The organism is Micromonospora sp. CPCC 206061 (genome assembly GCF_036906915.1).
Classification (GTDB): domain Bacteria; phylum Actinomycetota; class Actinomycetes; order Mycobacteriales; family Micromonosporaceae; genus Phytohabitans.
The window spans coordinates 1-18,163 of the sequence record NZ_JBAKHX010000038.1; the positions used below are offsets into that span (position 1 = coordinate 1).

Genomic DNA, 18,163 nt, shown 5'->3' on the forward strand with positions numbered 1-18,163 from the left:
CGCGGCGCGGGCGGCGCGGCGTGGCGTGGGCGGCGCGGCGTGGCGTGGGAGGGGTGGGCGCGCGGGCCTAGCGGGTGCGGCGGCGGACCAGGAGGGCGATGCCGGCCAGGCCGAGGGTGATGATCACCACGACGGCGCCGTTCAACAGCAGCATCTGGCGTAGGTCGGTCAGGAGCTTGTCGATGTCGCGGCCCGGGTTGAGCGTGTCGTCGTCGAACACCCGGTCGCCGCCGCCGACACCGCCGCCGTGCAGCGTTTCGGGCTGCTCGGGCAGCGGCACGCCGGCCGCGCGTAGCGTCTCCGACATGGTGAGGCGGCCGTAGAACCAGGCCGCCGTCGTCTTGAGCTTCTTATCGGGCTGCTTGGCCGGCCGGAACGCGCGAGGCCCGCCCGTCGCCAGCGGGTACAGGTCGTACGTCTGCTTGGCAGCGTCGCCCACGAGCACCGTGACCGTGTACTTCGGACCGAGCTTGTCAGGCTTCGGCGAGCTGGACTGGCCCTTGCCTTTCAGCCAGCTCACCTGGCCCAGCACGGCGTTGAACAGCTCGGGCTTGTCCGCGGCCGGGACGGTGATCGGCTGGGTCATCCCGTCACCGGCGATCGTGACCGCGGTGGGTGTGTTGGCCGGCGCCGCGGACGCGGGTGAGGTGAGTAGCTGAGGCGCCGCGAACATTGCCAGCAGAGCGCCATTCAGCAGCCACCGCCGGCTCACCCGTGCGCCCATGCCCATCCTCCCGCCGTTGACGGATGGTCCCGCGCGTCGGTCCCCGAAATCACATCCGTGTTACCCAAAAGACTCCGCCGAACCGCTTGCGGTTGCACCCGGAGACAACGTTTTTGCAACTATCTGCGAGCCGCGACCGAGAAAAGCCAGGTCATCGCTGGCCGCTGATCGTAACCGTAGGAAGCGACGCGTGGGGGGTCGGTTTCAAGGTGCGGTCGGCCGTTGCCGCGTACGGGTGCGCCGATCAAGGAAGATCCCATCGATCAAGGGCAAATGCACGCGGATCGGAGATCAAAGCATGTGCGTTTGCCCTTGATCGACGGGGGCGGGCGTGGGCGCGAAGCGCGTGCGGGGTGCGGCCGTGCGGGGGTGCGGCCGTGCGGGGGTGCGGCCGTGCGGGGGTGCGGCCGCGACGCGCGTGCGGGGGCGGCCGTGCGGGGTGCGGGCGTGGTTATGGGAGGCGGAGGCGTGCGGCGCGGATGCGGGTCAGGGTGCGGTCGCGGCCCAGCACTTCCAGGGATTCGAAAAGGGGGAGGCCCACACTGCGGCCGGTCACCGCTACCCGTACCGGAGCCTGCGCCTTGCCGAGCTTCAGGCCGCGGGACAGGCCGACCGCCTCCAGCGCCTCCTTCAAGGTCACCGCGTCCCACGAGGGCAGGGCCTTGAACGCGGCGGCTGCCGCGTCGAGCAGCTCGCCGGCGCCGTCCTTCATCGCCTTGGCCCACGACGCCTCGTCGATCTCGGGGCTGGGGAGGAAGAGGAAGTCGACGTTCGGCACGATCTCGCTCATTACCGCGATGCGGGTCTGCGCGAGTGGCGCCACCGCCGCGAACGCGCCGGCGTCGAAATCGGCCGGCTCCCACGGCGGCGGCGGGATGGTGGCTGTACCCGTCAACCACGGCTGGCAGGCGGCGATGAAGTCGCCGACGGAAAGCGCGCGGATGTACTCGCCGTTGAACGCACGCAGTTTCTTCTCGTCGAAGAACGCCGGCGAGGGGTTGACCTCCTCCAGCCGGAACTCCGACTCGATGACCGACCACGGCACGATCTCGCGGTCGCCGCTCGGCGCCCAGCCCAGCAGCATCAGGTAGTTGCGCATCGTGTCGGCGAGGTAGCCCTCGTCGCGATACGCCTCCAGGGCCACCTTGTCACGCCGCTTCGACAGCTTCTGGCGCTTTTCGTTGACGACGACCGGCACGTGCGCCCACACCGGCGGCTTCACGCCGAGAGCCGCCCACAGCATCTGCTGCTTGGGCGTGTTGGGCAGGTGCTCCTCGGCGCGGATCACGTGGGTGATGCCCATCGTGATGTCGTCGACCACGTTGGCGAGGAGGAAGACCGGAGAGCCGTCGCCCCGGGCGATGACGAAGTCTTCGATCAGCTTGTTTTCGAATGTGGGCTCGCCACGGATCAGGTCGACGACGACCGTGGCGCCCTCGTCGGGCGTGCGGAACCGCAGGGCCCGTCCGGGTCCCTCGGTGAGTCCCCGGTCGCGGCAGAACCCGTCGTACCCCTGGTACTGCGAGCCTGTGCGGGCCTGCACGTCTTCGCGGGCGCAGTCGCAGTAGTACGCGCGGCCGTCGGCGGACAGCCTCGTGGCGGCGGCGCGGTGCTCGCCCGCGTTGGCGGACTGGAAGTAGGGGCCTTCGTAGCTTCCACGCTCGATGCCGATCCAGTCGAGCGCGGTGAGGATGCCCTCGGTCCACTCTGGCCGGTTGCGCGCCGCGTCAGTGTCCTCGACGCGCAACACGAACACACCGGCGTGCTGCTTGGCGTAGATCCAGTTCTGGAGGGCCGAGCGGGCGCCTCCGACGTGGAACATACCGGTCGGGGAAGGGGCGAAGCGTACGCGTACGGTCACGGGACCGAGCGTATCCGCACCACGAGCGCCGAGCCGAGCAGGGTGACCGCGGCGGTGACCGCGTACAGGGTGGGATAGCCGCCGAGGTACACCACGATCGGTGCGGAGATGGCTGGCCCGAGCACCTGCGGGGCCGAGTTCGCGATGTTGATGACGCCGAGGTCCTTGGCCCGGTTGGTCGCCGCCGGCAGCACCTGCGTGATCAGCGCCGCGTCGACGGCCAGGTACACGCCGTATCCGGCGCCGAGTAGGACCGCCGCGACGAGCGCGGTGGTCCACGTGGGCCAGGCGGCGAGCAGCAGCGCCGCCACCGCCATGATCACACCGGACCAGATGACGAAGATCTTGCGGCGACCCGAGCGGTCCGACAGCTTGCCGGAGACCACCGCGGTGGCCATCATGCCGGCCGTGTACAGCAGGATCAGCACCAGCAACCCGTCTTCTGGGTTGGCGTAATGCACCTTGTCCTTGAGGAAGAACAGCAGGTACAGGGTGCCGAGCGCATTGCCGAGCTGTACGAGGAAGCGGGTGCCCCACGCCCAGGCGAAGTCCGGGTACTTGCGGGGGCTGACCCACAGGCCGGCGGCGAGGTCGCGCGGCCGCAGCGGCGTCCGGTGTTCGCGCGGCAGCGGGTCGTCGGCGGTACGCAGGGCGAACGGCAGCGCCAGCACCAGCAGCGCGACCGCCATCGCCATGTACCCGTTGGCGTTGCCGGTGACCACGGCGGTCACCAGCACCGCGCCGACGACCAGGCCGAGCGCCTGCGGGATACCCACCCAGCCGGCCACGGCGGCGCGCTGGTTGACCGGTACCCGGTCAGGAACCCCCGCGGTGAGCGAGGCGAGCATGGCGTTGAGGCAGACCTGCGCCGCGACCCAGGCGAGCGCGACGCCGAGGATCGTGTGCTGCTGCGCCAGCAGCACCAGCGCGGCGGCGCCGGCGATGGCGCCGCCGGCGGTCCAGATGTGCCGCCGACCGAACTCGCGACCGCCGATCCTGACGCACGTGCGGTCGGAGAGCGCCCCGGAGATGGGGTTGGCGAGTACGGCGGCCAGGGCGCCGAACCCGGTGACCCAGGCCAGCATGGTCTCCTTGTTGCTCGCGTCGATCGCCTCGATCTGCTGCGGCAGCAGGATCTGGATCGGCGTGAAGAACGCCATCCACAGGCCCAGGTTCGCGCAGAAGATCAGCGCGATCCAGGAACGGTCGACGCGCACCGTCGGCTCGGCCAGTGCGGCCGGCACCGGCGTGGGCGTGAAGGCAGTCATCTCGATGCCCGGATGAGGTCTCTGTACCAGGCGAACGAGGTCTTCGGCGTGCGCACCTGCGTGTCGAAGTCGACGTGCACGAGCCCGAACCGCTTCGTGTATCCCTCGGCCCACTCGAAGTTGTCCAGCAGCGACCAGACGAAGTACCCGCGCACATCCACCCCGGCCGTCATGGCCGCGTTGACCGCCGCGATGTGGCCGTCCAGGTAGGCCACCCGCTGCGGGTCCTCGACGCCCTCGTACGCGCAGCCGCTCTCCGTGATGTAGATCGGCGGGAGCGCGTCGCCGTAGTCGGTGAGGAGGCCGACGAGCAGGTCGCGCAGGCCGTCCGGGACCACCGGCCAGCCGAAGTCGGTGGTCGGGTACCCGTCGAGGGCCACGAGGTCGAACGGGAGCGGCGCGCCGGGCAGGGGCGCTTGCACACCGGTGGGGTTGTAGTAGTTCACGCCGAGGAAGTCGATGGGGCTGGCGATGACGTCGAGGTCGCCGTCCCGCAGGTCGATGGCCTCGTACGCGAGCTTCGGGTAGCCGCGGCCGAGCAGCGGATCGGTGAACATGCGGTTGTGCAGCGCGTGGTACGTCGCCGCGGCGGCCAGGTCGGCGTCGGTACCCCCCTGCGGCCAGGCGGGGGAGTAGTTGTTGGCGATGGTGATCGGGCTGGTCGTGCGGGCCCGCAGCGCCTGTACCGCGAGGCCGTGCCCGAGGAGCTGGTGGTGCGCGGCCGGCAGCGCGCCGAACAGGAGCGCGTGGCCTGGGGCGTGCTCGCCGGTGGCGTACCCGAGGGTCATGTGGATGAACGGCTCATTGAGCGTGATCCACAGCTTGACCCGGTCGCCCAGCGCGGCTCCGACCAGGTCGGCGTACTCGGCGAACCGGTGCGCGGTGTCGCGGTTGAGCCAGCCGCCCTGGTCCTCCAGGGCCTGTGGGAGGTCCCAGTGGAAGAGCGTGAGCACCGGGTCGATGCCGCGTTCGAGGAGCGCGTCGACGAGGCGGTCGTAGAAGGCGACGCCCTCTTGATTGACACTGCTGGCCGGACCCTTCCCCTCCGGCTGGATGCGCGGCCAGGAAACCGAGAACCGGTAGGCGTCGATGCCCAGGTCGGCCATGAGGCCGACGTCTTCGGCGTACCGGTGGTAGTGGTCGCAGGCTTCGTCGCCGGTGGCCCGCCCGCCCTGCTGGGTGAACGTATCCCAGATGGACGTGCCGCGGCCGCCCTCCTTGACCGCGCCCTCGATCTGGTACGAGGAGGTCGAGACGCCCCAGGTGAAGCCCTCGGGAAACCGCATGCGCCGCTCCTGAACGTGAAAGTTCCTCGCACTGTAGCGGCTTACCAGTACGCGCGGAATACCGTCCTGTCCACGGTCGCCCGCCAGCCCGTGTCGGGGGCATCCGTGCGAAGCGCGGTGAGTGCTTCGATCGTCCCCGCCACGAGGTCGACCCAGTCGAAGGCGCCGTCCGGCCGCGCCTTCTGCATGATGAACGCCAGACCCGCCGAGTTGCTGGACGCCCAGCCCGGACGGCGCGGCACCCGGCGCCCCGCGTCGCCGCCCTGGTCGCTGACCAGCCGCACGTGAAAGGGGAACGCGACCTCGCCGCCCGGCTTGGTCACCGCGATGTGCGCGCTGGCCGGGTCGGCGCCGAAGATGTCGCGCAGAAATGTGGGGGCGGGCGCCTCGATCCTCACCTCGACGCCGTCGCCGTACTCGCCGGGGTCGTACGCGCTCGCCACACCGCGCACGAGGTCGACGACCGCGCCGAACTCGTGCCGGTTGAAGTACATCCAGCGATTCTGCCTGCCCCGCGCGGCACCCGGGATCCCGAGCGCCGCGCGGGGACCGAAGGGCTAGGAGTCGCCGCCGGTCTCGCCGACGGGCGCCGCCGTTACGTCGTCGATCGCGTACTTCTTCGCCGCCTCGGCCGGTACCGAGGGCGCCACCTCGCCGCGCACCGCCAGCTGGCGGAGCGTCGCCACCGCCACCGACTCGGCGTCGACGTGGAAGTGCCGGCGCAGCGCGTGCCGGGTGTCGGACAGACCGAACCCGTCAGTGCCGAGCGAGGTGTAGTCACCGGGAACCCAGCGCGAGATCTGGTCGGGTACGGCCCGCATCCAGTCGCTGACCGCCACCACCGGCCCGGGCGCCTCGGCCAGCTTGGCCGTGATGTATGGCGTCTTCGGCGGCGTGCCCGGGTGCAGCAGGCTGTGCTCCTCGGCACGGATCGCGTCGCGGCGCAGCTCGGTCCACGAGGTGACCGACCAGACGTCCGCCGCCACGCCCCAGTCCTGCGCGAGCAGCTGCTGCGCCTTGAGCGCCCACTGCATGCCGGTGCCCGAGGCGAGGATCTGCGCGCGCGGGCCCTCGATCTCGGGAGCCGCCGAGTACCGGTAGATGCCCCGCTTGATGCCGTCGACATCGACGTCGGCGGGCTCGGCCGGCTGCAGGATCGGCTCGTTGTAGATCGTCAGGTAGTAGAAGATCGCTTCCTGGTTGTCGCCGTACATCCGGTGCAGGCCGTCTTCGACGATGTGCGCGATCTCGAACGCGAACGCCGGGTCGTACGCCACCACGGCCGGGTTGGTGGCCGCGAGCAGGTGACTGTGGCCGTCTTCGTGCTGGAGGCCCTCGCCGTTGAGCGTGGTGCGCCCGGCCGTGGCACCGAGCACGAAGCCGCGCGCCATCTGGTCGGCCGCCGCCCAGAACCCGTCACCGGTGCGCTGGAACCCGAACATCGAATAGAAGATGTACAGCGGGATCATCGGCTCGCCGTGCGTGGCGTACGCCGTGCCGGCGGCCGTGAACGACGCGACCGAGCCGGCCTCGTTGATGCCCTCGTGCAGGATCTGCCCGGTGGTCGCCTCCTTGTACGACAGGAACAGCTCCCGGTCGACGGACGTGTAGTTCTGCCCGTGCGGCGAGTAGATCTTCTGCGTCGGGAAGAGCGAGTCCATGCCGAACGTGCGCGCCTCGTCCGGGATGATCGGCACCCACCGCTTGCCGAAGTCCTTGTCCTTCATCAGGTCCTTGAGGAGCCGGACGAAGGCCATCGTCGTGGCGATCTTCTGCTTGCCGGAGCCTCGCTTGACGTCGGCGAAGCGCTCCTGCGACGGGATGGCCAGCGGGATCGTGGTGGTGCGCCGCGACGGCAGGTAGCCACCGAGCTGCTCGCGCCGCTCCCGCAGGTACTGGATCTCGTCGGACTTCTCACCGGGGTGGAAGTACGGCGGCAGGTACGGGTTGGACTCCAGCGCCGAGTCGGGAATGTCCAGATACAGCCGGTCGCGGAACGACTTGAGGTCGTCGAGCGTCAGCTTCTTCATCTGGTGGGTGGCGTTGCGGCCCTCGAAGTGCGAGCCGAGCGTCCAGCCCTTGATCGTCTTGGCGAGGATCACGGTCGGCTGACCGGTGTGCGTCGTGGCCGCCTGGTACGCCGCGTACAGCTTGCGGTAGTCGTGGCCGCCACGCTTGAGGTTCCAGATCTCCTCGTCGGACATCTGCTCGACCATCTTGCGGGTGCGCGGGTCACGGCCGAAGAAGTGCTCGCGGACGAATGCGCCCGATTCCGCCTTGTAGGTCTGGTAGTCGCCGTCGGGCGTGGTGTTCATGAGGTTGACCAGTGCGCCGTCGGTGTCGGCGGCGAGCAGCGGGTCCCACTCGCGGCCCCAGATCACCTTGATCACGTTCCACCCGGCGCCGCGGAAGAACGACTCCAGCTCCTGGATGACCTTGCCGTTGCCGCGTACCGGGCCGTCGAGCCGCTGGAGATTGCAGTTGATCACGAAGGTGAGGTTGTCGAGCTCTTCGCGGGCGGCCAGGCCGATCGCGCCGAGCGACTCGACCTCGTCCATCTCACCGTCACCGAGGAACGCCCATACGTGCTGGTCAGAGGTGTCCTTGATGCCCCGGTGGTGCAGGTACCGGTTGAAGCGGGCCTGGTAGATCGCGTTCAGCGGGCCGAGGCCCATGGAGACCGTCGGGAACTCCCAGAAGTCCGGCATCAGCCGCGGGTGCGGGTAGCTGGGCAGGCCACCGCCCGGCCCGGCGTGCGACAGCTCCTGCCGGAACCCGTCGAGCCGGTCCTCGCCGAGGCGCCCCTCCAGGTACGCGCGGGCGTACATGCCGGGGGAGGCGTGGCCCTGGAAGAAGATGTGGTCGCCGCCGCCGGGGTGGTTCTTGCCCCGGAAGAAGTGGTTCATGCCCACCTCGTAGAGGGACGCGGCGCTCGCGTACGTCGAGATGTGCCCGCCGACGCCGATCTCCGGACGCTGCGCGCGGTGCACGAGCATGGCCGCGTTCCAGCGAATGTAGGCCCGGATGCGGCGCTCGACGAACTCGTCACCGGGGAACCACGGCTCGCGCTCCGGCGGGATCGTGTTGATGTAGTCCGTGGTGGTCAGGGGCGGCACCCCGACCTGGCGCTCACGGGCACGCTCCAGAAGGCTCAGCATGATGTAGCGGGCGCGTTTGGCGCCGCGCTCGTCGATGACGCCGTCGAGCGACTCGATCCACTCGTGGGTTTCCTCGGGATCGATGTCGAGAAGCTGGCTCGGCAGGCCGTCGCTGATCACCGGGCGCTGGGCGGGGCGGCGGGGTGTCTGCCCTGCACTGCGTTCCGTAGCCACAGGCGCTCCCTCATATCTTGTGTGGGATAGGTCTCTTAAAGCTCCATCCTGCCCCGTCTGAAGTGGTTCCGTCACGCCTAGCGCACGCAGACGCGACGCGCGACACATGTACCCGCCGGTAACAACCTGTTATCCCTCGATCAACGAGAACCGCACCTGCCGCGTCGAGTTGTCGCCATTGGGGTCGACCAGGCAGATCGACTGCCACGTGCCGAGCGCGATCTGCCCGCCGATCACCGGCAGGGTCGCGTACGGCGCGACGAACGCTGGCAGTACGTGATCGCGTCCGTGCCCCCGCGAACCGTGCCGGTGCCGCCACCTGTCGTCGGTGGGCAGCACGTCGTCGATCGCGGTGAGCAGGTCGTCGTCGGAGCCGGCGCCGGTCTCGATGATCGCGACTCCGGCGGTGGCGTGCGGGACGAAGACGTGCAGCAGCCCGTCGCCCTTGCCCTCGACGAACGCAGCCGCTTCGCGTGTAATGTCCCGGACGACCGGACGCGTGCCAGTTCGTACTGTGATCACCTCTGTGTGCATCCCGCCAGTATCTTGGACGGCGTGGACGCCCCGATCGTGGCAGTGACTGTGTATCCCGACCGCGCCCGGGTAACTAGGCGCGGCAAGGTCGACCTGCCCGTGGGCACCGCCGTGGTCCACATCGGACCGCTGCCGCTCGGCCTGCACCGCGACTCCCTCCGGGTCGGCGGCCACGGGCCCGCCACCGTGCTCGGCGTCGATGTGGTCACCCGGCACCAGGCCCGGCCCACCGACGCGACCGCGACCGAGCTGGAAGACCAGCGCCAGGCGCTCACCACCGAGTTGGGTGGCCTCGCCGACGCGTCCGCCGTCGAAGAGCAGCGCGCCGAGTTCCTCACCACGCTCGCCCAGCGCGCCGGCGGCACGTACGCCCGCTCGCTCGCCGCGGGGGACACCGATCCGGCCGCCGTCGCCGCCTTCGCCGACTCCATCGCCGAGCAGTTGACGGCGACCAAGGCCCGGCAGCGCGAGCTGGCGCTGCGCTCCAACGAGACCGGCAAGCAGAAGGCCGCCATCGAGCGCCGCCTGGCCCAGATCGCCGGCAAGCGGGTACCGGACGAGCTGGTCGCCGCCGTGACGCTCCAGGTCGCCGCCGGAGAGGCCGTCGAGTTGGAACTGTCTTACGTGGTGGACGGAGCCGGCTGGGAGTCGACGTACGACCTGCGCCTCGACGACGAGCGGCTGGCGGTCACCTGGTTCGGGCTGGTCACCCAGCGCACCGGCGAAGACTGGCCGGAGTGCGAGCTGGTGCTCTCCACCGCCCGCCCGGCGACCACCACGACCGTGCCCGAGCTGGAGCCCTGGTACCTCGACCGGCTCCGCCCACTGCCGGTGGCGCGCGCCGTCGCGGCGTCTAGGGCACGTGCGCCGATGCCGGCGGCGCCCGGCGCCGCCTTCGGCGCGGCCCTCGCGATGGACTCCGTGGAGGCCAACGCCGCCGTCGCTGTCGAGGAGAGCGCGAGCGTCGTCGAGCAGGGCGTCGCGGCGGCCACCTACCGGCCCGAGCACCCGGTCGCGGTGCCGGCCGACGGGGGCGCGCACCGGGCCACGGTCGCGGTGCTGGAGCTGTCGGTGCAGCTCGACTACGTGACCGCACCGGCCATCTCGCCCGACGCCCACCTGCGGGCGACCGTGGTCAACGGCTCGCCGCACACGCTGCTGCCCGGGCGGGCCTCGGTCTTCCACGGTGCCGACTTCGTGGGCGTCACGGTGCTGGAGACCTGGGCACCCGGCGAAGAGGTCGAGCTGGCGCTCGGGCTCGACGACCGCATCCGAGTCGAACGCAAGCTGATCCGGCGCACTGCCACCAAGGCGGCGCTCGGCGCGACCCGGCGGCGCGAGGTCGAGTACCGGACGACGGTCGCCAACCACACGCCCCGGCCGGCCCGCGTGACCGTGCTCGACCAGATCCCGGTGTCCCGGGACGAGGGCATCACGGTGCGGGCGTTCCGGGTCGACCCCAGCCCCGTGGAGCGCACGGAGCTGGGGGTCCTGACCTGGAAGCTTGAGCTCGAGCCCGGCGACACCAAGGAGGTGGCGATGGGCCTGCGGGTCGAACTCGCAAGAGGCGTGGAGATGGCAGGCTGGCGCGAGTAGGGCCTACGGGCGGGCGGTCTCCCACTCCGCGGTGTCCGGGATGGACGGAGCCGACCGCAGCGACGCGGACGGGGCCGGGTCGAGGGGGCGCGAGTACGTCTGGTGCAGGCCCGGCACGCGGTCCTCGATCGCGTACGACGCCCGCGTGTACGCCGGCGCGTCCGGCGTCGTCACGTACGGCAGCACCTTGAAGTCGGCGTCGAGCCGCTCCCGCGTCACCTTCGTCACCACGTACCCGCGCTGGTTGTTGTAGAACCGCAGGTGGGGGTTGATCGTCAGGAACGGGTGTGTCGCCGGGTCCGAGTCGGCCCCGTTGCCGCCCGACGTGATCGACGAGCACACCAGCTCGGCACCGACCGTTCGTGACGTCGGGTCGTCGTAGTCGAGCTTGAGGTCGCTCGCCCAGTGTGCGTGCACGTCGCCGGTGAGCACGATCGGGTTGCGCACCCCGGCGGCCAGCCAGCCCCGCGTGATCCGCTCCCGCGACGCCACGTACCCGTCCCAGGCGTCCTGGCTGGTCACCTTCGCGGGGCCGGCGTTGTTGTCCCGCTGTGCGAAGAAGACCTGCTGCCCGATGATGTCCCACCGGGCCGATGAGCGGCGGAAGCCGTCGAGCAGCCACGCCTCCTGCTTCGCGCCGGTGATCGAGCGGGCGGGGTCGACCGCGGCCGGGCAGTCCTTGTATCCGTCGCCGCAGCCCTGGTCGTCGCGGTACTGCCGGGTGTCGAGCATGTGGAACGTCGCCAACCGTCCCCAGTGCAGGCGCCGGTACAGCTGCATGTCGATGCCGTGCGGCACCGACGAGCGGCGCAGCGGCATGTTCTCGTAGTACGCCTGGAACGCCGCCGCCCGCCGGGCGAGGAAGTCGGGGTCGGGCTGCTCGGGCACCTCGTCGGCCCAGTTGTTTTCGATCTCGTGGTCGTCCCACACCACGAGCCACGGCGCGACGGCGTGCGCGGCCTGCAGGTCGGCATCCGCCTTGTACTGCGCGTGCCGCTGCCGGTAGTTGGCGAGCGTGCGGGTCTCCGGGCCCTCGTGGTCGCGCGGGTTGCCGCCCGGGATGTTGTATGTGTCCTTCGCATACTCGTACTGGTAGTCGCCGAGGTGCAGGATCAGCTCCGGCTCGTCCTCGGCGAGCCGCCGGTACGCGGTGAAGTAGCCGTGCTCGAACTGCGAGCACGACACGAACGCCATCGCCAGCGCGCCGCCGGACGCCCACGGTGCGGGTGCGGTGCGGGTGCGGCCGACCGGTGACACGTGCTTCTCGGCGCGGAACCGGTAGAAGTATTCGCGTCCGGGCAACAAGCCGTTCAGTTCGATGTGGACGCTGTGCGCCGACTCAGGCCGAGCGACCGCGACGCCGCGGCGCACGACGTACCGGAATCGTTCGTCGAGGGAGAGTTCCCACCCGACGCTGACCGGCCGGGTGGGCATGCCGCCGAGGCCGTCCTCGGCGAGCGGTTCGAGTGCGAGGCGGGTCCAGAGCACGAACCCGTCATGGTCGGGGTCACCAGAGGCGACACCGAGAGTGAACGGATCGGTCCGAAGTGGACCGGAGTACGACGCGACCGCGGCTCCGGCTGGCAGCGCGGCGACCGCCGCGCCTACCGCGCCACCGACGATCAGCGTCCGTCGAGAGACTGCCATCGAGTACCTCCCCAGGGTCTTGACGTGCACCAACCTGGGGAAGCCTCGCGAGCCCCCGTGCCGCTGATGGATCTTGATGTTGAACGTGACGGTAACAGTTGGTTACCGGCGCAGACGTATGAGAAGCGGCGCGCCGGGGAAGTAGTCGTTCATGAGGAAGTGGGTCTGGTTCAACAGCCTGGCACTGGTGATGTTCGGGGTGTTCCTGATCTTCATCCTGCTGCAGAGCGTCTTCGGGTGGCATGTGCGCAACGAAGAACTCGCCCAGTACGGCCAGGCCGCCGACAGCTACTGGGCCTACCTGGGCACCGGACACTTCGTCGAGGCCACGTTCGAGAACTGGGAGTCCGAGTTTCTCCAGATGGGCGCGTATGTGCTGCTCACCGCGTACCTTGTGCAGCGCGGCTCGCCGGAGTCCAAACCGATCGACCAGAAGGACCGCGCCGAGGACTACCCCGACAAGGCCCATCCCGGGTCACCCACCCTGGCCCGGCGCCACGGCTGGCAACAGGTGCTGTACCGCAACAGCCTCTCCATCGCGCTGCTCGGCCTCTTCGTGCTGTCGTTCATGCTGCATCTGCTCGGCGGCACCGCCGAATACAACGAGCAACAGGCCCTGGAAAGTGGTGCCGCGCCCATCAGCGCGTGGACGTTCCTGACCACGAGCGACTTCTGGTTCCAGTCCATGCAGAACTGGCAGAGCGAGTTCCTCGCCGTCGGCGCGCTGATCGTGCTGAGCGTCGTGCTCCGCCAGCACGGCTCGCCGCAGTCGAAACCGGTCACCGCCTCACACGCGCACACCGGCGAGTAGCCGGGTGACCTGCTTGGGTGTGTGGGCCGAGGTGGTCGCGCACGGTACGGGTTCGGCGCGAGCGTGGCCCTGATCGCGGCGGTACTGCTGCGCGGCGCGTGCGGCCCGGATTATGCGGCACTGATCGACGCCGACGGAGCATTTCCTGCGTTCCTCCCAAACCCCCGCGCAGGCGACTTGAGAATAATTCGCATGTTCGCACTCAAGCATCCATGGTTCACGGCGGTAGCCGGACTGGGCCTCACGCTCGGCCTCGCCACCGCCATGGATACGAGCGCACCAGCGCTCCGGCTCGCCTCCGATGCCGTTGTGATGCCGTCAGCAGCGCCGCTGCCGGAGACACCGGTCGAACCCGCCGCCACGCAGTTCGCCGAAGAACCACTCGCCCTCACCGACGAGGCGGAGGAACAGTCCCTGGCTGGCGCTTTCGAAGTGCCCGAAGGCTTCGCTGGCCCGCCAGAACCAGCCGGCGCGGACCTCGACTGCGTCGACTTCGAGAACACGCCGTTCCCGATCGACCCGAACGACGACCCGCACGGCCTCGACGCCGACAGCGACGGCCTGGCCTGCGAGCCACCACCCTCCGACTGACCGCACGCACCCACCCACCCCCCCACCCACCCGTCGCTTCACCCGCCCGTCCCGTCCACCCGTCCCGGGCCTGTCCGCCCGGGCCTGCGGCCCGGCCCGGATGGCCGGGCCCGGCCGGGCCCGGGCTCGGTCCGTCGATCAAGGGCAAACGCACGTGGTTTGATCTCAAAACCGCGTGCGTTTGCCCTTGATCCATGCGATTCCCCTTGATCGCGGCCTTGGCGGATCGGTACGGCCGCCGCCGGGGTCGCGCAGGCCGCGCGGACGCTGTGCCGGCCGCTCGGCGGAGGCTGCGTGGGGTTGCTCGGCGGACGCCGTTCCGGCGCTGCTCGGCGGGCGCTGCGCGGGGCTGCTCGGCGGGCGCTGCGCGGGGCTGCTCGGCGGACGCTACGCGGGGCTGCTCGGCGGACGTTGTGCGGGGGCGCTCGGCGGACGCTGCGCGGGGTTGCTCGGCGGACGTTGTGCGGGGGCGCTCGGCGGACGCTGCGCGGGGTTGCTCGGCGGACGTTGTGCGGGGGCGCTCGGCGGACGCTGCGCGGGGTTGCTCGGCGGACGTTGTGCGGGGGCGCTCGGCGGACGCTGCGCGGGGTTGCTCGGCGGACGTTGTGCGGGGGCTGCTCGGCGGGTGCCGCGCCGTGCCGCTCGGCGGGCGCCGTGCCTTGTTGCTGCGCCGCGCGGCGCGGTTCTGGCGCCTTCCCTGCGTCCAGTCCCCTGTGGCCGTCCCCTGTGGCCGTCCCCTGTGGCCGTCCCCTGTGGTCTTCGCCGCGCTGCCCCGTCGCTGGCATGGTGCCGTCCCTGCCAGCCCAGCGACGTCGATCAAGGAGAACCGCGTCGATCAAGGGCAAATGCACGTGGAAATGAGATCAAACCGCGTGCGTTTGCCCTTGATCGACGAAGGGAAGGGTGGACGGTGGGTGCGGAAAGTGGACAACGGTCGGCGGACGGGCAAAGGGGGATGGGACGGGGTGGGTGGTCGCGGGTGGCGCGAGTCGGTAATGCTGTGGTCCGTGACCACCCCTCAAGATCTGGACGAACGGTTCCGGGAGGCGATCAGCGCTCTGGCACCGTCGGCGGGGGCGCGACCGCCGGACGGGCCGGTGCGTGACGGCACGGCGCTCACCGGCGACGCGGCGCTCGGGCTCTTCGACGCCCAGCTCACCAGCCGGCACCTGGATCTGGCGGCGCGTTGGCTGCGCAGCTTCGGTGAGGGGTACTACACGATCGGCTCGGCCGGCCACGAAGGGAACGCCGCCGTCGCCGCCGCGCTCCGCCCGACCGACCCCGCGCTGCTGCACTACCGGTCGGGCGGGTTCTACTGCGCCCGCGCGGTCCAGGCGAGCGGCGATGGCGAGCCGGGCCGGCACACGGTACCCAGAAATGGTGACGCGGACCCGCTGGGAGACGCGGCGCGTGACGTGCTGCGGGGTGTGATCGCGTCGGCGGAGGAACCGATCGCCGGCGGCCGTCACAAGGTCTTCGGAAGCGCGGACTTGCACGTGATTCCGGCCACGTCCACCGTCGCTTCGCACCTGCCGCGTGCGGTGGGCGTGGCGTTCGCGATCGAGCGGCTGCGGCGCACGGGCGCGCCGGGCCGGCTGCAGCGCCCGCAGCTCGACGGCCAGTCGCCGTGGCCGGCCGACGCGATCGTGGTCTGTTCGTTCGGCGACGCGTCGATCAACCATGCCGCGGCGACGGCGGCCTTCAACACGGCAGGCTGGTGCGATCACTCCGGCCTGCGCCTGCCGGCGCTGTTCGTCTGCGAAGACAACGGCATCGGGATCAGTGTCCGATCGCCCGCCGGCTGGGTGGCGACCGCACTGCGGTCGCGGCCAGGCCTCAAATACTTCACGGCGGACGGTTGCGACGCCGCTGCCACCTACGACGCGGCCACGGAGGCTGCCGCCTGGGTACGCCGGCACCGCCGTCCCGCGGTACTTCATCTGCGCATGGTGCGCCTCATGGGGCACGCGGGTGCCGATGTGGAGACCGCGTACCGGACGCCCGCCGAGATCCAGGCGGACCTCGTTCGGGACCCGCTGGTCGCCACCGGGCAATTGCTCGTCGAGGCTGGCCTGGCGACACCCGATGAGCTGATCTCCCGGTACGACGAGGTGGGCTGGCAGGTTCGCAAGGTGGCCGAGGAGGTGCTGGGCGAGCCCAAGCTCGACGGGGCGGCGGAGATCGTCGCGCCGCTGGCGCCGCGCCGGCCCGTGCGGGTGGCCCGTGCCATCGCCGACGCTTCCAGCCGCGCCCTTGGGCCGGGGGCCGCGGCGCGGGCTGCCGGGTTCGGCGACAACCTGCCCGAGGAGGCGGGCCCGCTCACCCTCGCCCAAACGATCAACGCGGGGCTCGCCGACGGCATGGTCACCCATTCGGGGATGGCGGTCTTCGGCGAGGACGTGGCGCTCAAGGGCGGCGTGTACGGGGTGACGAAGGGGCTGCGGGACAGATTCGGAGCGTCCCGGGTGTTCGACACGCTGCTCGACGAGACCTCCATCCTGGGGCTCGCGCTGGGCACCGGGCTGGCCGGGATGCTGCCGGTCCCGGAGATCCAGTACCTGGCGTACCTGCACAACGCCGAGGACCAGCTGCGCGGCGAGGCGGCCACGATGCAGTTCTTCTCCCGGGGCGCCTACCGCAACCCGATGGTGGTGCGGATCGCCGGGCTGGCGTACCAGGAGGGCTTCGGCGGGCACTTCCACAACGACAATTCGGTGGCAGTACTGCGGGATGTTCCTGGTCTTGTGGTCGCGGTGCCGGCGCGGGCCGACGATGCCGCGCCGATGCTCAGGTCGTGCCTTGCCAGCGCGGCGGTCGACGGCAGCGTCTGCGTCTTCTTGGAGCCGATCGCGCTGTACCACACGCGCGACCTGTACGCGGACGGCGACGGTGAGTGGCTGGCGCCCTACCTGCCGCCGGGCGAGTGGGCCGCCGGCCACGTCCCCGTCGGGCGGGCCCGGGTATACGGGGTGGGCTCCGCCGAAGACCTGACGATCATCACGTTCGGAAACGGCGTTCGGATGTCGCTGCGGGTGGCCGCCCGGCTCGCCAGTGAGGGCGTCGGCTCGCGCGTGGTCGACCTGCGCTGGCTGTCGCCGCTGCCAGTGGCCGACATCGTCCGGGAGTCCGCCGCCACCGGCCGGGTGCTGGTCGTCGACGAGACGAGGCGTTCCGGCGGGGTCGGTGAGGGCGTTGTCGCAGCCCTGGTCGACGGAGGATACGTGGGCTCGGCGCGTCGTATCGCCTCGGTTGACTCGTTCATCCCGCTTGGGCCGGCGGCTCGGCACGTTCTGGTCACGGAAGATGCCATCACCCAGGGTGCCCGGGCGCTGTTGGCGCGGTAAATTCCCTTCCACTCGGTGCGCCACTTGCGCACGAGGGCACAACTGTGTGGACTACGCGCTATCGACGTCGGCAGGCGTCGGGAGTGTTGAGATGAGGAGGCACGCGACAGTGAGCGCGACCGCTGGTCAGGCCGCCGACGGCGTTCGGAGCCTGGCGGACCGGTTCGGCATCGAGCCGGGGATGGTGGTCATGGAGATGGGGTACGACGATGACGTCGACCAGGATCTCCGCGACGCCCTGACCGACCGCTGCGGGGAGCTGGTCGACGAAGACACGGACGAGGTCGTCGACGCGGTGCTGGTGTGGTACCGCGAAGGCGACGGTGACCTTTTCGAGCTGCTCGTCGACGCCCTGCACCCGCTCGCCGACAACGGTGTGGTGTGGCTGCTGACGCCCAAGGCCGGACGGCCTGGTCACGTCGAGCCGAGTGACATCAGTGAGGTCGCACCCACGGCCGGACTACAGCAGACCTCGACGGTCAACGCGGGCCGAGACTGGAGTGCCGCCAGGCTGGTGCTGCCCCGCGCCGCCCGTTCGAAGAAGTAGCCGAGCCACCCTGTCCCGGCCGGCGGCGCGCTCCGCCGCCGGTCTATCGTCGTGTGCGGGAAACCTGGGTGAGAGAAAGGCTTCTTCATGCCGATCGAGGTGGGCGCGGAGGCGCCCGACTTCCTGCTGCGCGACCAAAACAACCAGGAGGTGCGGCTTCGCGACTACCGGGAGCGCCAGCACGTGCTCCTGGTGTTCTACCCGCTGGCCTTCACGGGCACCTGCCAGGGTGAGCTGTGCGAGGTGCGCGACAACCTCAACGAGTACGTCAACGACGAGGTCCAGGTGCTGACCGTCAGCGTCGACTCCGTCTACAGCCACAAGGTGTGGGCCGAGCGGGAGGGCTTCGAGTTTCCTCTGCTGTCCGACTTCTGGCCGCACGGTGCGGTGGCGCAGGCGTACGGGGTATTCAACGCCGAGCGTGGCTTCGCCAACAGGGGCACCTTCATCATCGACAAGGCCGGCGTGGTGCGGTTCGCCGAGCAGAACATGCCCGGAGAGGCCCGTGACCAGGTCGCCTGGCGGAAGGCGCTGGCCGAGCTGACGGCGTGATCCGGCGGCTTCGGCCGCATGATCTGGCTTGCGCGTGGCGGTCGGTGACGGCAAGGTAAGCTTGCCGCCG

General features: G+C 70.4%; 14 protein-coding genes. 6 read left to right on the forward strand and 8 right to left on the reverse strand.

The window, feature by feature from the left end:
• Window positions 1-67: 67 nt before the first annotated feature.
• The 7 genes from V6V89_RS23770 to V6V89_RS23800 all read right to left on the reverse strand — a co-directional run bounded on the left by V6V89_RS23770 (window position 68) and on the right by V6V89_RS23800 (window position 9,005).
• Complete coding sequence (locus tag V6V89_RS23770) at window positions 68-724, reverse strand: hypothetical protein (protein ID WP_334621495.1); 657 nt, start codon at window positions 722-724, stop codon at window positions 68-70.
• A gap of 451 nt (window positions 725-1,175) precedes the next feature.
• Entirely contained in the window at window positions 1,176-2,585 is a 1,410-nt protein-coding gene (gene gltX, locus V6V89_RS23775; RefSeq protein ID WP_334621496.1) for a glutamate--tRNA ligase, read from the reverse strand.
• Complete coding sequence (locus V6V89_RS23780) at window positions 2,582-3,853, reverse strand: MFS transporter (protein WP_334621498.1); 1,272 nt, start codon at window positions 3,851-3,853, stop codon at window positions 2,582-2,584. The genes gltX and V6V89_RS23780 overlap by 4 nt, the downstream gene beginning before the upstream one ends.
• On the reverse strand, window positions 3,850-5,139 hold the full coding sequence (locus tag V6V89_RS23785) for a GH1 family beta-glucosidase (RefSeq protein WP_334621500.1): 1,290 nt from the start codon (window positions 5,137-5,139) through the stop codon (window positions 3,850-3,852). Before V6V89_RS23785 ends, V6V89_RS23780 begins: the two co-directional genes overlap by 4 nt.
• A 41-nt stretch (window positions 5,140-5,180) precedes the next feature.
• Complete coding sequence (locus V6V89_RS23790; protein ID WP_334621501.1) at window positions 5,181-5,633, reverse strand: hypothetical protein; 453 nt, start codon at window positions 5,631-5,633, stop codon at window positions 5,181-5,183.
• Between the two features lie 63 nt (window positions 5,634-5,696).
• Window positions 5,697-8,471, reverse strand: coding sequence for a pyruvate dehydrogenase (acetyl-transferring), homodimeric type (gene aceE, locus V6V89_RS23795; protein WP_334621503.1), 2,775 nt, complete (start codon window positions 8,469-8,471; stop codon window positions 5,697-5,699).
• 129 nt (window positions 8,472-8,600) lie between these two features.
• Complete coding sequence (locus tag V6V89_RS23800; RefSeq protein ID WP_334621505.1) at window positions 8,601-9,005, reverse strand: YjbQ family protein; 405 nt, start codon at window positions 9,003-9,005, stop codon at window positions 8,601-8,603.
• A gap of 21 nt (window positions 9,006-9,026) precedes the next feature.
• Here V6V89_RS23800 and V6V89_RS23805 point away from each other — a divergent pair, with 21 nt between their 5' ends.
• The gene (locus V6V89_RS23805; RefSeq protein WP_334621506.1) at window positions 9,027-10,601 is read left to right on the forward strand and encodes a mucoidy inhibitor MuiA family protein; all 1,575 of its coding nucleotides are present in this window, start codon (window positions 9,027-9,029) and stop codon (window positions 10,599-10,601) included.
• 3 nt (window positions 10,602-10,604) lie between these two features.
• Here the strand turns inward: V6V89_RS23805 and V6V89_RS23810 are convergent, their stop codons facing one another.
• The gene (locus V6V89_RS23810) at window positions 10,605-12,248 is read right to left on the reverse strand and encodes an alkaline phosphatase D family protein (protein ID WP_334621507.1); all 1,644 of its coding nucleotides are present in this window, start codon (window positions 12,246-12,248) and stop codon (window positions 10,605-10,607) included.
• Between the two features lie 151 nt (window positions 12,249-12,399).
• Between V6V89_RS23810 and V6V89_RS23815 the strand changes: the two genes are divergently transcribed.
• From V6V89_RS23815 to V6V89_RS23835, 5 genes are all read left to right on the forward strand, one after another.
• The gene (locus V6V89_RS23815; protein ID WP_334621508.1) at window positions 12,400-13,059 is read left to right on the forward strand and encodes a DUF6766 family protein; all 660 of its coding nucleotides are present in this window, start codon (window positions 12,400-12,402) and stop codon (window positions 13,057-13,059) included.
• A gap of 192 nt (window positions 13,060-13,251) precedes the next feature.
• Window positions 13,252-13,650, forward strand: a complete 399-nt coding sequence (locus V6V89_RS23820; RefSeq protein WP_334621509.1) for a hypothetical protein — start codon at window positions 13,252-13,254, stop codon at window positions 13,648-13,650.
• Between the two features lie 995 nt (window positions 13,651-14,645).
• Window positions 14,646-16,994: a thiamine pyrophosphate-dependent enzyme gene (locus tag V6V89_RS23825; protein WP_334621510.1), complete on the forward strand. Its 2,349-nt coding sequence runs from the start codon at window positions 14,646-14,648 to the stop codon at window positions 16,992-16,994.
• 109 nt (window positions 16,995-17,103) lie between these two features.
• Entirely contained in the window at window positions 17,104-17,541 is a 438-nt protein-coding gene (locus V6V89_RS23830) for a DUF3052 domain-containing protein (protein WP_334621511.1), read from the forward strand.
• An 87-nt stretch (window positions 17,542-17,628) separates the two neighbouring features.
• Window positions 17,629-18,093 (forward strand): peroxiredoxin, encoded by a 465-nt coding sequence (locus tag V6V89_RS23835; RefSeq protein ID WP_334621512.1) that lies wholly within the window; start codon window positions 17,629-17,631, stop codon window positions 18,091-18,093.
• Window positions 18,094-18,163 lie beyond the last annotated feature (70 nt).

Excerpts from the sequence above, each read along its gene's own strand:
- V6V89_RS23780 (WP_334621498.1), bottom strand. The coding sequence starts at position 3,853 with ATGACTGCCTTCACGCCCACGCCGGTGCCGGCCGCACTGGCCGAGCCG.
- V6V89_RS23825 (WP_334621510.1), top strand. The coding sequence starts at position 14,646 with ATGCTGTGGTCCGTGACCACCCCTCAAGATCTGGACGAACGGTTCCGG.
- V6V89_RS23835 (WP_334621512.1), top strand. The coding sequence starts at position 17,629 with ATGCCGATCGAGGTGGGCGCGGAGGCGCCCGACTTCCTGCTGCGCGAC.
- V6V89_RS23810 (WP_334621507.1), bottom strand. The coding sequence starts at position 12,248 with ATGGCAGTCTCTCGACGGACGCTGATCGTCGGTGGCGCGGTAGGCGCG.
- V6V89_RS23790 (WP_334621501.1), bottom strand. The coding sequence starts at position 5,633 with ATGTACTTCAACCGGCACGAGTTCGGCGCGGTCGTCGACCTCGTGCGC.
- V6V89_RS23770 (WP_334621495.1), bottom strand. The coding sequence starts at position 724 with ATGGGCGCACGGGTGAGCCGGCGGTGGCTGCTGAATGGCGCTCTGCTG.
- V6V89_RS23785 (WP_334621500.1), bottom strand. The coding sequence starts at position 5,139 with ATGCGGTTTCCCGAGGGCTTCACCTGGGGCGTCTCGACCTCCTCGTAC.
- V6V89_RS23815 (WP_334621508.1), top strand. The coding sequence starts at position 12,400 with ATGAGGAAGTGGGTCTGGTTCAACAGCCTGGCACTGGTGATGTTCGGG.
- V6V89_RS23800 (WP_334621505.1), bottom strand. The coding sequence starts at position 9,005 with ATGCACACAGAGGTGATCACAGTACGAACTGGCACGCGTCCGGTCGTC.
- V6V89_RS23820 (WP_334621509.1), top strand. The coding sequence starts at position 13,252 with ATGTTCGCACTCAAGCATCCATGGTTCACGGCGGTAGCCGGACTGGGC.